Source organism: Streptomyces cynarae (assembly GCF_025642135.1).
GTDB lineage: Bacteria > Actinomycetota > Actinomycetes > Streptomycetales > Streptomycetaceae > Streptomyces > Streptomyces cynarae.
The window spans coordinates 8247123-8261020 of the sequence record NZ_CP106793.1; the positions used below are offsets into that span (position 1 = coordinate 8247123).

The following is a 13898-nucleotide window of genomic DNA, read 5'->3' on the forward strand; positions in this document are numbered from 1 at the left end:
GCCCTTCAGACCCCGGCTCCCGCGAGGAACGGGCTCGGCTGGCGCACGGCGCGCACCGCCCTGCGGATCACCGTCACCGGATCACCCTCGTGGTAGGGCCGCTCCGAGGCCTCGATACCGTCGAGGAACTCCTGATAGCGGATGGCGTGCATGAGATGGGCGAGCGGCTCGGCGAGACGGAGGGCGCGGGACGGGGCGCTTCCCGGGGCGTGCGCCGCCCAGGCGGCGGCCCAGGCCCGGGCCGCCGCAGGCCGGGCCGCCTCGGGGAGGTGGTCGACGGCGCGCAGGCCGTCCACCACCGGGTTGCCCCAGTAGGCGTCCGCGAAGTCCAGAACGACCGGACGGCCGCCGTCACTGCGCCAGTTGCCCGGATGGAAGTCGCCGTGCACCACCGTGTCGGGCAGACCGCAGTCCTCCAGCTGCCGCCAGCGGGCCGCCAGGTCCCGCACGGCCTGCCTCTCGTCACCATCCAGCTCCGCCCCGACCGGCCCGTCGAGCAGCGCCTGCGCCCGGGCCGCGAGCACCGGGACGCGCCAGTCCCGGAGCGCGGCGGGGCGGCTGCGCACGATCGCGGCCTGGGCCGCCACGAACCGTTGCATCACCGCCGTCACCGTGTCGGCGGACGCCCCCCAGCAGTCCTCGCCCGGCACGTGCTCCATCAGCATCCGCCGCTCGCCCCGGCCGACGACCGCCGGCGTCAGCCCCGCGTCCACCCGCGCGAACACGTCGGCTACGGCCGCCTCGTCGGCGGCGAAGCGCGGTGTCGCCTTGAGCCAGACAGGTCCGGACGCGGTGGGCAGCCGGAACAGCCCCGCCAGATTCCAGGTCCGCCGCTGCTCGACGCGGCCGGTGACGGGGCGTCCCGCATCCTGGAGCGTACGGACGCCCCAGTCGAGCAGTTCCCGCAGTCCGTCCACACGTGCCCACGGCATGCGGAGGGTCGCGTCCCCCGCCAACAACCCCTCCGGAGCGGCCCGTTGACCGAGCAGCCCGGACGCCGGGCGCCCCCACGCCTCCACGTGGTAGGTGGCGTGGCCGTCCCGTCCGCCTTCGCCGCCGTCCACCGTCAGCAGCCGCAGCACCGTCACCGGGACCCCGAGCACCTCCTCCAGCCGCCCGACGACCTGCTCGACCTCCGACCACCAGGGAACGTCCACGGGAAACGGTCCGGTGACACCGAGGACGTCCTCGCCGGACGTCAGCCAAGCACTGACGGTTCGACTCATCGCGCCAGTGTGCGGCTCGATGGGGGACCCGGGCGAACGGTTATTCCGCCGGGCCATGAGGCCGGTCCGCGGCCGCGGACCGGCCGACAGGTTCCCGTCACGTGCGAGGCGGACTCTTCGCCGCCGCGCCCGCGCAGAGGACACCCAGCACCACGGCGAGTGCGCCGACGACGATGCTGTTGACCACGACTCCGGTGTCCGGGCCGGTGCCGACGATCCACGGCGAGATGATCATCCATGTGCCCATCGCGCACATGGCCCAGCTCAGGCCGTACATCCTCTCCGGCATGATGGTGAATCCGAGGGCCAGCAGGCCGAACGCGATCCCCATGATGAGGTTGTGCGTCACAAGCGGCGGCTGACTGGTCGTGTAGTGGAGTATCCACGGGGATGCGGCGCAGTACAGACCGAGCAGGAACACCGGTCCGTCCACGAGTGCCACATCGCGACCGCCGAGCATGCGGGCGTAGCGGGTCCGCATTTCTGAGACATCGGGGTGGGTCGCCATGTCCCCTCTGCTGTGTGAGACGTCAGCCATGACTGGTCTCTCCTTCGACTGTGCACGGCCTGACCGCATCCGGGGTGGAATGCGGCGGAGAGCCGCGTACGCTCATTGTGCTCTTATCTTTTCTTTATGTGTAGGGCTCGGGCGGTATGGGCATTTCAGTCCAGTCCGCGGGCTCGTCTGAAGCGGGCCAGGCCGTCGGACAGGTCGACGATCGGATCCGGGTAGGCGCCGCACGCGGCCCGTTCCCCGCCCCGCAGGCGCCATGGCTCATGCACCGCGGGCCCCTCGACCGCGGAGAGTTCGGGCACCCAGCGGCGCACGTACGCGCCGTCCGGGTCGTGCCGCCTGGCCTGGACGACGGGGTTCAGGACCCGGTTGGGCCGGGTGTCGGTGCCCGTTCCGGCCATCCACTGCCAGTTCAACTGGTTGTTGGCGACGTCGCCGTCGACCAGCAGCCGCAGGAAGTGGCGCGCTCCCACGCGCCAGTCCACGTACAGGGTCTTGGTGAGGAAGCTTGCGGCCAGCAGCCGGGCCCGGCCCGGCATCCACCCCTCGCGGCGCAGCTGTCGCATCGCCGCGTCGATCGCCGGATATCCCGTACGGCCCTCCCGCCACGCCTCGACGTCCGCGCGCGCCGCGCGCTCGGACCGCCAGCGGTCCCCTCGCGTGCGGTAGTCGGCGGTGGCCGCGTCCGGCCGCGCGGCGAGCACCTGACGGTGGAAGTCCCGCCACGCCATCTGCCGTACGAAGGCCTCGGCGCCCGGGCCGCCCGCCTGCCGCACCCGGTGGACGACCTCGACGGGGGAGAGGGTGCCGAAGTGCAGATGCGGTGACAGACGGGAGGTGGCGTCGCCCGCCAGGTCGTCCTGCCGGTCCCCGTAAGCGGCGAGGCCACCGCGCAGCCACGCCGTGAGCCGCTTCCTGCCCTCCGTCTCGCCACCGGCGGGCAGCCCTTCCGAGACCGCCGCACGACCTTCGCGTACGGGCAGTTCCTCCGATCCGGCGCTGTCCGGCACCCGCACGGCACGCGGCGCGTCCGACGTGTCGCGCAGCCGCTGTCCGGACCACCGCCGGAAGTACGGGCTGAAGACGGCGAAGTGGTCGGAGGCGGCCGGGGCCACCGTCCCCGGCGGCACGACCGAGTTGACGGTGTCGTGCACCCACAGCCGACACCCCTGGGCCTCCAGCTCCCGCCGCAGCCGCGCCTCGCGTCGCTGCGCGTAGGCGCTGACGTCCGCCGCCACGTGAACGTCGGCCGCGTCCACCTCGGTGACCACCCGGCACACCTCGTCGACCACGTCTCCGGACCGGACGACGAGACGCCCGCCCCGGGCGCGCAGCCCCGCGTCGAGGTCGTGCAGGCAGTCGGCGAGGAAGGCCAGCCGGTTGGGAACGGCGAATCCGGCGGCCGCCACTCCCCGGTCGCGCACGAAGAGCGGCACCACCTGTCCGGGGCGGGTCAGGGCCGCCCGCAGCGGCGGGTGGTCGTGCAGACGCAGGTCGGAGGTGAACAGGACGACCGAGACATGCATGACGTGAACTCCGGGGGAGAGAGGGCCGGCCGCGGTCCGTTCGCCGTCGGCGCGGACATCACTGGGTGGGCCGGGGCTCGGCCGGACCGGTGCGCGGCGCCCTCGCGGCGGCCCGCGCGATGTTGCGCGCCATGCCTCCGAACACGAGGGCGTGGAAAGGGGAGACGCCCCACCAGTAGGCGTGACCGAGCAGCCCGTGGGGATGGAACAGGGCCCGCTGGCGGTACCGGGTCCGCCCGTTCTCGTCCTGTTCGACGTACAGCTCCAGCCAGGCGAGGCCCGGCAGCCGCATCTCGGCCCGCAGGCGCAGCAGATGCCCGGGTTCGATCTCCTCCACCCGCCAGAAGTCCAGCGAGTCGCCGACCCGCAACCGCTGTGCGTCGCGTCGTCCCCGGCGCAGCCCGACGCCTCCGACCAGCCGGTCGAGCCAGCCCCGTGCGGCCCAGGCCAAAGGGAGGGAATACCAGCCGTTCTCGCCGCCGATGCCCTCGACGACTCGCCACAGGGCCTCGCGCGAGGCGTCGACGACGAGTTCGCGCCGGTCCGTGTAGAGGCTGCCACCCGCCCAGTCGGGATCGGTCGGCAGCGGGTCGCTCGGCGCCCCGGGCGGCGACGCCGACGACCAGCGGGTGGTGACCTGGGCGTCGCGCACGCGCTGCAGGGCCAGCCGGACCGCCTCGTCGAAACCGATCGGACCTGACGCGGGGGCGGGAACGTACCGCTCGATGTCGCGGTCGCGGCAGACCACCTCATGGCGCAGCGACTCGGTGAGCGGCCGTGCGATCGACGGGGGGACGGGGGTCACCAGGCCGATCCAGAGACTCGACAGGCGCGGGGTCAGGACCGGGATGGAGACGATGCCGCGGCGCGGAAGGCCCGCGACAGCCGCGTACTTGACCATCATGTCCCGGTACGTCAGCACATCCGGCCCTCCGATGTCGAAGGCGCGGTTGACGTCGTACGGCATCGTCGCGCTGCCGACCAGGAAGCGCAGCACGTCCCGCACCGCGATCGGCTGGATCCGGGTGCGGACCCAGCGCGGGGTGACCATGACGGGCAGGCGCTCGGTGAGATAGCGCAGCATCTCGAAGGAGGCCGAGCCCGAGCCGATGATGACGGCGGCCCGCAGCACCGTGGTCGGGACGCCGGAGTCCAGCAGGATGCGGCCGACCTCGGCGCGCGACCGCAGATGCGGGGACAGCTCACGCTCGGGCACGTCGGCCGGGGTGAGACCGCCCAGATAGACGATGCGCCGCACACCCGCGGCCTGGGCCTGCTCCCCGAAGATCCGCGCGGCCGCGCGGTCCGTCTCCTCGAAGTCGCGGCCCGTGCCCAGTGCGTGCACCAGGTAGTACGCGACGTCCATGCCGCGCAGTGCGTCGGCCACGGACCGGGCCCGCGTGACGTCTCCGGCCGCCACCTCGACCTCGGCGGCCCACGGGTGGCCGCTCACCTTCTGCGGGGAACGGGCCAGGCAGCGCACCTGGTGCCCCGCGGCCAGCAGTTCCGGGACGAGCCGGCCGCCGATGTATCCCGTGGCACCGGTCACCAGGCAGCGCAGCCCCGGCCCGGCACGGCCTCCGTTCATCCGCCTGGCTCCCTCGCGTCGAAGTCGTCTCAGCGATCACTTCCACAGAACGAGTGCTTCTGGATGCGGCGAAGGGATGTTTTCCGCGAGAGAGACATATCGTCGTCCCTTCCGGGCAGGCGACATGCAGGAAGTTGTCGGTTCGAGTCGATGATCGATGCTGGAGGTGTCGACCCCCATGGGCGCGAAGGTGCTGGAGAGGTTTCCTGCGGGATCTCCGCGCGGATCGTGGCCGGCGGAGGAGTACGCGGCGGAGCGCCGCGCCGAGGGTGAGCCCGCCAAGGTGGTCATGGATCTGAAGTCGGACGCGTTCCTCGTGGTGGTCCCGGCCCGCGACGACGACTGAGAGGGGCGGGCGGCGGTGTGAGCGTGCCGACGCCCACCGCCCCCTGAAGTCGGCCACCACGCCGCCGACTCACGTCAAAGTCGGCTTTCCGCACGCGACCTGACGCATGGTCGGCGAGGCCGCGGCATATTCCCGTCGTTCCCTTCGTGCACCGCCGCGCGGAGTGCGGACCGCCGCGAAAGTCGTTCAAGGGTTTCCCCGTCACACCGTCGTGAAATTCAATGGTCCGCGATGCGAGAACGGTCCGGATTTCCTTGACTGCCCCATCCGGCGGCTGCCACGATCGACGACATGAACATGCGACTGGACCTCACGCGGCGACGCCACGTCGACCTCGCGCGCGTCTCCAGCGCCTCCTGTTGCCCCACGGCGTGATCCCCGTTCCTGCCGGATCCGCCGTCCCCTCCTTTTCCCGCACCGCCCCTGTCGCCATGCCGCAGGTGTGCCCGGTGCTTTCCTGACACCGGATCAATTCAGGGACGTTTTCACCCCCGTGGATCCGGAGTTCAACGTATTCCGCGAACCATCCGCAACAGGAGTTCCCGCATGCCCGCAGCACCCGTGAAATTCGCCTGCCGGGTCCCCTCCGACGTGGCCGTCCCCGCCTGACCGCCGCCCGCCGTCCATCGACGGGCGCCTCCCACACGCAGGCGCCCTCCCTCCCGAAAGAGGACCCCATGGCCACTGTCCTGTCCGTCTCCGGCAGTCCCTCCGCCTCCTCCCGCACCAACCGGTTGCTGCGCCATCTGGACCAGCGGCTGACCGCGCAGGGCCACGAGGTGATCCCGCTCGACATCCGTACCGTTCCCGCCGAGGCCCTGCTCGGCGCCGACTTCCGTCACCCCGCCATCGTCGAGGCGACCGAGTTGTTCGTCCGCGCCGACGGAGTCGTCGTCGGCACGCCCGTCTACAAGGCCTCCTACTCCGGTGTCCTCAAGGCGCTGCTCGACCTGCTCCCGCAGTACGCGCTCACCGGCAAGACCGTGCTCCCGCTGGCCACCGGCGGCTCCACCGCCCACGTGCTCGCCATCGACTACGCCCTGCGCCCGGTCCTCAACTCCATGGGAGCGGCCCACATAGTGCAGGGCTGGTTCACCCTCGACAAGGACATCACCGTGCACGAGGACGGCTCCCTGGCCATCGCGCCTGCCGCCACCGAGGCGCTCCTGCAGGTGGTCGACCAGTTCTCGGTGGCCCTCGGAAGCAGCCCTGCCCTGGCCGTGGCGGGATGACCACCGCGCATGGGGTCGCCGACGACGCCGAGGCCCTCGCCGCCGACCTGGCCGACGAGTTGCGGACCGGGGCACATCCTCACCCGACTGGAGTCCGGCTCGGCGGCTCGTACGGCCTCCGCGGCGGGAAGCGGTACTCCACCGGTGACTTGTTCGCCGGCTGATCCCGGTACTGGCCAGTGCCCGAAACATCCAGCACGTCGGCCGGACATGTGGAACGCACGAGGCCGCCGCGCGACGACCTGCACCCACGGACACCCGCTGAACGGAGACCCCCGTGTCCCTCACCTTCCACTGGTTCCTGCCCACCAACGGAGACAGCCGCCATGTGGTCGGCGGCGGCCACGGCACCCCGGCGACCGCCTCCGGGCGGGACCGGCCGCCGACGGTCGCCTACCTCACCCAGATCGCCCGCGCCGCCGAGGCCCTCGGCTTCGTCGGAGCGCTCACCCCTACCGGCGCCTGGTGTGAGGACGCGTGGCTGACCACCGCGATGGTCAGCCAGAACACCGAGCGCCTTAAGTTCCTGGTCGCCTTCCGCCCCGGCTCCGTCTCGCCGACCCTCGCCGCGCAGATGGCCTCCACCTTCCAGCGGCAGACGGGCGGACGTCTCCTCCTCAACGTCGTCACCGGAGGCGAGAGCCGCGAGCAGCGCGCCTACGGCGACTTCCTGGACAAGGACGCGCGGTACCGGCGTACCGGTGAATTCCTCCAGATCGTACGGGAGTTGTGGGAAGGCAAGACCGTCGACCTGCACGGCGAGCACCTCCAGGTCGAGGACGCCAAGCTGGCCCGGGTGCCCGACCCGGTCCCCGAGGTGTACTTCGGCGGGTCGTCGCCCGTCGCGGGGGAGATCGCGGCCCGGCACGTCGACGTCTACCTCACGTGGGGCGAGCCGCCGGCCCAGGTCGCCGAGAAGGTCGCCTGGATCAGGTCGCTCGCCGCGACGGAGGGCCGGACCCTGCGGTTCGGTATCCGGCTGCACGTGATCACCCGCGACACCTCCGAGCAGGCGTGGGCCGAGGCCGACCGGCTGCTCCACGGTTTCGACCCCGAGACCGTGGCGTCCGTGCAGGCCGGGCTCGCCCGCAGCGAGTCCGAGGGGCAGCGGCGGATGCTCGCGCTGCACGGTGGAAGCAGGGACGGCCTGGAGATCCACCCCAACCTGTGGGCGGGGATCGGCCTGGTGCGCGGCGGCGCGGGCACGGCGCTGGTCGGCAGCCACCAGGAGGTCGCCGAGCGGATCAAGGAGTACGCGGCGCTGGGCATCGAGGAGTTCGTGCTGTCCGGGTATCCGCATCTGGAGGAGGCGTACTGGTTCGGGGAGGGGGTGCTGCCGAGGCTGGCGGCGGAAGGGCTGTGGCGGCATCCGTCCAGGACGCGGGACGCCCTGGCCTCACAGGTCCCCTTCGCGAGCTGAACCCAGGGCCGCCAGGTGGTCGAGGTGCGCCCGGCGCGACTGGGCCGTCTGGCCCTGCACCAGCAGGAACATCCCCTCGCGGGCGAGCCGTTGGGCCGCGCTCGTCAGCATCATCGCGCGCCCCCCGCCGGCCACCACCGCCGCTGTGGTGGCCGCGCGCAGCACCTCGTACGCCTGCGTCCTGAGCGCCAGCCGCTCCTGAAGGCGTTCGTGCGGGGCCGCCTGGTCGGCCAAGGCGTAGGCGCGGCCCCTCACCTCGGCGAGCCGGGCCCGCAGGGGCTCTGCGGTGTCCTCGTCCAGCAGACCGAGCGCCGCCTGTGCCACACCGAACACCGCCGGTGAGGTGTTCACCGTCTTGGGCCGGTCCGCGGCGGCCCACCGCTCGTACGGCGTCCGCAGTGCCACCGCCTCCTCCGGCAGCCACAGCCCGTCCAGCTCCAGGGTGACCGTGCGCGCGGCGGTGAGCGCCGCCAGCCGCAGCGGCGTCGACGCCCGCAGCCCCGGCTGGTCGCGCGCCTCGGTGAAGGCGAACAGCGCCTCGCCGGCGTCGGTCACCCCGGCGAGCAGCATCACGTCGTTCAGGCCCCACCCGGTGTACCAGGGCACGGTCCCCTCGAACCGCCACCCGCCCCGCTCGCGCGTGACCCGCACCGGGACGCGCGGATACGACCGCAGGTGGGCGTACGCCACCCCCGACAGCAGCTCCCCGCGCGCCAGCGGGCCGAGCAGCCGCTCCCGCACGGGCAGTTCGCTCTGTGCCAGCGTCAGCACCGGGGTGTGGTGCTGGGTCTGCACGAACCACGTCGAGCAGCACGCCCCCGCCAGGATCTCGGCGGTCTCCCGGGCCACCGCGGCGGGCGCGCCCGAGCCGCCGTACTCGACCGGGGCGCTCACTCCGAGCAGTCCCGACCGCTTGACGGCCTCGATGTGGCTCACGGGCACGCCCTCCTGGTCGACACGCTCCGCCTGAGGCGCCAGCACGTCGGCGGCGAGCTGTCGGGCACGGGCGACGAGAGGGTGCGCTGTGGTGGTCATGAGGACGATTCTCCGATGCGCGGCAGCCGGGTTCGCGCAGGACGGCGCGCAGTGCCGTCGAGTCATGCCGGTCACATGGCTGCGGATTTGACCCCGTGGACGTCTCCCCTCCTGACGGCCGGCCACCTGGCGTGGTGTCATGCACCTGACCATCCTGATCCTCGACCGAAGGGTCACGTCATGCGAACCCCCCACGCCCTGCTCGCCGCGGCCACCGTGCTGGCCGCGGCGACCGTGGCTTCTCCGTCCCATGCGGCCGCCGCGCTTCCCTCCGCCGGCGCCTACTACGTCCAGAGCGTCACGACCGGGCTCAACGCGGCCGACCACGGGGGAGCCGTCGAACAGGCCAACCCCAAGGGCAACGAGGACCACCAGCAGTGGAACCTCAGAGCGAGCGGATCCTCGTACGTCCTGGAAAGCGCCGACACGGCGGGCAGTTGCCTCGGCCGCTCGGGCGACCAGGCCCGCACCGTCGCCTGCGCGAGCGCCGACGCGGCCTGGGACATCACGCAGGCCGGAGACGACCAGTACACACTCAAGGCGCCCGGAAGCGACCGCTACCTGACCGTGGCCGCCAAGGCCTCCGGTGCCGACTACCCCGCCCAGCTCACCATCGGCTCCGCGAGCGGCCTCGCCTCCTGGTACCTCACCCCGGTCACCTCGCCCACCAGTCCCATGCCGTCCGCCGACCGGCGCACCCTCGACCAGGTCACCTTCCTCACCGCGCACAACGCCTACGCCAACGGCGTCGACGGCGGCTTCGCCCCGCCCTTCGTCAACCTCGTACCCAACCAGGCGCGCGGCATCGACCAGCAACTCGCCGACGGCGTCCGCGGCTTCATGCTGGACATCCATCAGACCCCCGACGGTGCGATCCTCTGCCACGACAGCTGCACCCTGGTCAGCCGTCCGGTCGCCCTGTGGGTGGACGTCCAGCGGATGGTGGACTTCCTCAAGGCCCACCCCGATCAGTTCATCACCGTCTTCCTCGAGGACTACGTCGACCCGGGCGTCCTGCGCGGTGAACTGGCCCGGGTGAGCGGCCTGCCCGACGTCCTCTACCGGCCCGACCGGAGCGGAGTGAAGCAGAACGGTTGGCCGAAGATGGCCGATCTGATCGCCGCGAACCACCGACTGCTGATCTTCACCGACCACAGCCGCTCCTCCGACGAGGCGGCCGGGCTCACCCGTGACAGCTTCGGTGTGATGTACCAGAAGGACTGGACCGTCGAGAACTACTGGTCCATGGGCTCGGGCATCGGCACCTCCGACTGGTCCTGCCACAGCCGCTGGTACGACGCGAACACGAACATTCCGCTGACCCGCACCGAACCGGGCTTCCGCCCGCTGTTCGTCATGAACCACTTCCGGGACGCGACGATCACGTCCACGGCGCGCACGGACAACACCAAACTCACCGACCGCGCCCAGCGGTTCTGCCAGCCGGCCGCCCGCAAGAAGCCCAACTACCTGGCCGTGGACCGCTATGACCTCGGAGACCCGGCCTCCGCCGTCAGCACCCTGAACACGTACACGTATCCCTGAAGGGCGTGCGCCGGAGCCCCGGAGTATGTGCATGATCCACCCATGACCTCACAGACGATCACCGCGGACGCCGCGGGCACCTGGAAACTCGGCGACCTGCCCGTCCACCGCGTCGGCTTCGGCGCGATGCGGCTGACGGGCAGCGCCGCCTTCCACCTCGGGACGCCGAGCGACCGCGAGCAGTCGATCGCCGTGCTGCGCAGGGCGATCGAACTCGGTGTCAACCACATCGACACGGCCGCCTTCTACTTCTCGTCGCTGCGCTCCGCGAACGAGATCATCAACAGTGCGCTGGCGCCGTATGCGGACGACCTCGTGATCGTCGCGAAGGTCGGCCCCTACCGGGACTACTCGGGGGAGTGGGGCACCTCCGCCCGGCCCGACCAGCTGCGCGGCCATGTCGAGGAGAACCTGCGGCAGTTGGGCCGTGACCACCTGGACGTGGTCAACCTCCGCCGCATGCGGCAGGACTCCATCGCCGAGCACTTCGGCGCGCTCGCCGAACTGCGCGAGGCCGGGCTGATCCGGCACCTCGGCATATCCAACGTCAAGGCCCGCCACCTCGCCGAGGCGCAGGCGATCGCGCCCGTGGTGTGCGTACAGAACCAGTACGGGCTCCACCGGCCCGATCCGGAAGCGGACGAACTGGTGCGGATCTGCGGCGAACAGGGCATCGCCTTCGTGCCGTTCTTCGCCATCGCGGGCAAGGGCGCCGAGAGTGGCCCGTCCGGTGACGAGGTTGACGAGGTCGACGCGATCGCACGGGCCCACGGCGCCACCCCCGCCCAGGTCCGCCTGGCGTGGACGCTCCAGCAGGGCCCGCACGTCCTGGCCATCCCGGGCACCGGCAACCCGGACCACCTGGTGGAGAACGTGGCGGCGGGCGCGCTGCGCCTGACCGCCGAGGAGATGGCCCGTCTGGACGCGCTGCACCGAGAGGGAGAGTGAACGTCGGTCCTTCGCCCGGCCGTTGCGGCTCGTCGGGCAGGCGGCGGCCCTGATGACAGGAGAGCGACGGCACCGCATGCTGAGTTCCATGCCAGAGCATCAGCACTCTCTTGACGGGAAGAACCGGGACCTGACCATCGGAGATCTCAAGGAGTTCGTCGAGACCGCCGGCAAGTGCGGGGCGGCCGACAAGCGCACGGTGTACGTGGAGACCTCGGGCCGCAAAATCCGGAAGATCTGGATCGACCTGTCGTCCCCCAACTGATCGGCGCACACCTCGCCCCGGCCGTCATCGGCCGGGGCACCGCGTGGGCGTCAGGGAGCGGGAGGCAGCGAAGCGCCATGCGCGTCCCGCACCTTTCAGGACGCCGGGGACCGCACCGGCTCCGTGGCTTCGGCGAACGTCCGTGGAGCCAGCCGGGCGGCGGCGTACGCGCACAGGCTCAGCCAGCACAGGGCGAGCAGCCAGCCGCCCAGGACGTCGGAGAACCAGTGCACCCCCAGATACACACGGGTCAGGCCGACCGAGACGCCCCAGGTGAGCACGACGGCCACGAGGCCGGCTCTGCCGCGCGGGGCACGGACGAGGATCGCGAGCGCCAGCAGCCCCGCGGTGAGCGCGGCCGTCGTCGTATGGCCCGAGGGGAACGACCAGCCCGAGGCGTGCGTGACCCAGTCCGTGCGCGCCGGGCGCGGACGCGCGGCCAGCGTCATCACCGCGTACCGCACGGTCTGGCCGACGGCCAGACAGGCGACGCACGCAGCGGCGGCGAGAACGCCGCGGCGCGCCGTGCGGCCCATCACGACACCTGCCGCGGTGGCCAGGAGGTAGGGAACGAATCCGGTCCCCGTGTACGTCACCGCGCGCGCCGCGGCCACCGCGACGGGCGGACGGTGGGCGAGCGACCAGTGCAGCAGGTCCGTGTCGCCGAACAGCGGGGCGCCGCCGCGCCCGGTCACGGTCAGCGCCAGCAGCACGAACGCCGCCAGGGCGCCGAGCGCCGTGGAACCGGCGAGGTCGGCCGTGTCCGCCCGCCTCACGACCGCGGCCCCGGTGCTGGGACCGGGTACGGCGGTGCGGTGCGCGGTACGGCGCCCATGGGAGTGAGCCCCTTTCATAATGGACGTGCGGATCCGGCCCGGCCGGACCCGCGAAGACTACACTTCTGTAGACGGTCTACAGGAATGTAGACGAAAACCGGGGTGAGGAAGGTTCCATGGCCGAAGCGAAGGACGAGCGCCGCCCGCCGGGCGAGCTGGAAGCCGGCGTCATGGCCGCCCTGTGGGCCGCGGACGCGCCCCAGACTCCTGGTCAGGTGCAGCAGAGCCTCGGCGTCGGTCTCGCCCGTACGACGGTCACGACGATCCTGTCCCGGCTGCACGAGAAGGGCATCGTCGACCGTCGCCGCCAAGGCCGCGGCTACGCCTACTTCCCCGTCCAGGACGCCCACGGGCTCACCGCGCGGCGCATGCACACCGAACTGGACCGGGACAGCGACCGGCACACCGTGCTGGCCCGCTTCGTCGCCCAGCTCAGCGAAGACGACGAGCGCGTCCTGCGGGACCTGCTGGAATCCGGTGAGCAGTGACCTTCCTGCTGCTCCTCCCGCTCGCACTGCCGTTCGTGATGCCCCCGCTGGCGCGGCGCGCCCTCGAGCGGCTCGCACCCCGGGCCGCGCTGTGGGTGGTGACCTGCTGCACCATCGTCCTCGCGTGCTGCTCCCTGACCGCGCTCGGCGCCTTCGTGCTCACCGGGCTGCTGGAGCTGCCGCTGTTCGCCGCGCTCGGTGACCTGGTCCGCCCGCTGCGCGCCGGCTCGGACCTGTTCGTCGTGCCGGCGGCGGCGTTCTCGGTCGGTGGGCTCGCCGTGTGCCTGTGGACCCTGTGCCGTACCGTGCTGCGGCAGGCCCGGGCGTTCCGCGCCGCCACCAGTGAGGCGGACCGCCGCACCGCCGCGGGCGACCTGTGTGTGATCGACTCCCCACGCCCGGACGCGTACGCGCTGCCCGGGCGACCGCACCGCATCGTCGTCACCACCGGGATGCTGCGCAGTCTCAGCCCCGACGAGCGCGAGGCACTCTTCGCGCATGAGCGGGCCCACAACGCGGCCGGGCACCACTACTTCCTCGCGGTAGCCGAACTGGCCGCGCTGTGCCACCCGCGCTGCGGTGCGTGGTGCCGGTCATCCGGCTCGCGGTCGAGCGCGCCGCCGATGAGGCCGCCGCCGTCGTGGTCGGCGACCGGCGGCTGACCGCCCGGGCGATCGGCCGCGCCGCCCTCGCCACCCGCACCACCCCCGACGAACGGCCCGCCTTCCTGCCCGCCGCGACCGCCGGACCCGTGCCCCAGCGGGTCGCCGCCCTCCTGGCCGCCCCGCGCGCCCCGCACCGGGCCGCCCGCTCGATCGCCGCCCTCCTCGTCGCCTGCGCGGCCGTGTCCGCCTGCGCCTCGGCGACCGGCGTCATCGGCTTCCACCACGAGGTCGAGGTCGCCCAGGGCGAAGAGGCGCACTGACTGC

The 13898-nt window shown here is 72.2% G+C and carries 15 protein-coding genes and 1 pseudogene; 10 read left to right on the forward strand and 6 right to left on the reverse strand.

What is annotated here, in order from left to right; translation table 11 throughout:
- Positions 1–5: 5 nt before the first annotated feature.
- The 4 genes from N8I84_RS37230 to N8I84_RS37245 form a co-directional block, all read right to left on the reverse strand.
- Positions 6–1226, reverse strand: coding sequence for a phosphotransferase family protein (locus N8I84_RS37230; RefSeq protein ID WP_263233901.1), 1221 nt, complete (start codon positions 1224–1226; stop codon positions 6–8).
- Positions 1227–1323: 97 nt separating this feature from the next.
- Positions 1324–1764, reverse strand: coding sequence for an SPW repeat protein (locus N8I84_RS37235; RefSeq protein WP_263233902.1), 441 nt, complete (start codon positions 1762–1764; stop codon positions 1324–1326).
- A 125-nt stretch (positions 1765–1889) separates the two neighbouring features.
- Positions 1890–3266 carry a cryptochrome/photolyase family protein gene (locus tag N8I84_RS37240; RefSeq protein WP_263233904.1) on the reverse strand — a complete coding sequence of 459 codons (1377 nt, stop codon included), beginning with the start codon at positions 3264–3266 and terminating at the stop codon, positions 1890–1892.
- Between the two features lie 58 nt (positions 3267–3324).
- On the reverse strand, positions 3325–4854 hold the full coding sequence (locus tag N8I84_RS37245) for an SDR family oxidoreductase (protein WP_263233905.1): 1530 nt from the start codon (positions 4852–4854) through the stop codon (positions 3325–3327).
- Positions 4855–5011: 157 nt separating this feature from the next.
- Here N8I84_RS37245 and N8I84_RS37250 point away from each other — a divergent pair, with 157 nt between their 5' ends.
- The 5 genes from N8I84_RS37250 (at position 5012) to N8I84_RS37265 (ending at position 7852) form a co-directional block, all read left to right on the forward strand.
- The gene (locus N8I84_RS37250; protein ID WP_263233906.1) at positions 5012–5200 is read left to right on the forward strand and encodes a hypothetical protein; all 189 of its coding nucleotides are present in this window, start codon (positions 5012–5014) and stop codon (positions 5198–5200) included.
- Positions 5201–5497: 297 nt separating this feature from the next.
- Positions 5498–5575, forward strand: coding sequence for a putative leader peptide (locus tag N8I84_RS43260; RefSeq protein ID WP_390899076.1), 78 nt, complete (start codon positions 5498–5500; stop codon positions 5573–5575).
- 302 nt (positions 5576–5877) lie between these two features.
- A complete protein-coding gene (gene ssuE / locus N8I84_RS37255) occupies positions 5878–6432 on the forward strand; it encodes an NADPH-dependent FMN reductase (protein WP_263233908.1) in 555 nt (184 codons plus the stop codon).
- On the forward strand, positions 6429–6596 hold the full coding sequence (locus tag N8I84_RS37260; protein ID WP_263233909.1) for a hypothetical protein: 168 nt from the start codon (positions 6429–6431) through the stop codon (positions 6594–6596). The genes ssuE and N8I84_RS37260 overlap by 4 nt, the downstream gene beginning before the upstream one ends.
- Positions 6597–6709: 113 nt before the next feature.
- Positions 6710–7852, forward strand: coding sequence for an LLM class flavin-dependent oxidoreductase (locus tag N8I84_RS37265; RefSeq protein WP_263233910.1), 1143 nt, complete (start codon positions 6710–6712; stop codon positions 7850–7852).
- Here the strand turns inward: N8I84_RS37265 and N8I84_RS37270 are convergent.
- Positions 7829–8887, reverse strand: coding sequence for an acyl-CoA dehydrogenase family protein (locus N8I84_RS37270; RefSeq protein ID WP_263233911.1), 1059 nt, complete (start codon positions 8885–8887; stop codon positions 7829–7831). The genes N8I84_RS37265 and N8I84_RS37270 overlap by 24 nt on opposite strands.
- 180 nt (positions 8888–9067) lie before the next feature.
- On the opposite strand from N8I84_RS37270, the gene N8I84_RS37275 reads away from it, so the two are divergent.
- The 3 genes from N8I84_RS37275 to N8I84_RS37285 all read left to right on the forward strand — a co-directional run bounded on the left by N8I84_RS37275 (position 9068) and on the right by N8I84_RS37285 (position 11645).
- Positions 9068–10432, forward strand: a complete 1365-nt coding sequence (locus tag N8I84_RS37275; RefSeq protein WP_263233912.1) for an RICIN domain-containing protein — start codon at positions 9068–9070, stop codon at positions 10430–10432.
- 42 nt (positions 10433–10474) lie between these two features.
- Complete coding sequence (locus tag N8I84_RS37280; protein ID WP_263233913.1) at positions 10475–11380, forward strand: oxidoreductase; 906 nt, start codon at positions 10475–10477, stop codon at positions 11378–11380.
- A gap of 88 nt (positions 11381–11468) precedes the next feature.
- Positions 11469–11645: a hypothetical protein gene (locus tag N8I84_RS37285; RefSeq protein ID WP_263233914.1), complete on the forward strand. Its 177-nt coding sequence runs from the start codon at positions 11469–11471 to the stop codon at positions 11643–11645.
- Positions 11646–11740: 95 nt separating this feature from the next.
- Here the strand turns inward: N8I84_RS37285 and N8I84_RS37290 are convergent, their stop codons facing one another.
- A complete protein-coding gene (locus N8I84_RS37290; RefSeq protein ID WP_263233915.1) occupies positions 11741–12421 on the reverse strand; it encodes a phosphatase PAP2 family protein in 681 nt (226 codons plus the stop codon).
- A 176-nt stretch (positions 12422–12597) separates the two neighbouring features.
- On the opposite strand from N8I84_RS37290, the gene N8I84_RS37295 reads away from it, so the two are divergent.
- A complete protein-coding gene (locus N8I84_RS37295) occupies positions 12598–12969 on the forward strand; it encodes a BlaI/MecI/CopY family transcriptional regulator (RefSeq protein ID WP_263233917.1) in 372 nt (123 codons plus the stop codon).
- Positions 12966–13894: pseudogene (locus N8I84_RS37300) on the forward strand (M48 family metalloprotease). The gene N8I84_RS37295 and the pseudogene N8I84_RS37300 overlap by 4 nt, the downstream one beginning before the upstream one ends.
- The last annotated feature ends 4 nt before the right edge of the window (positions 13895–13898 follow it).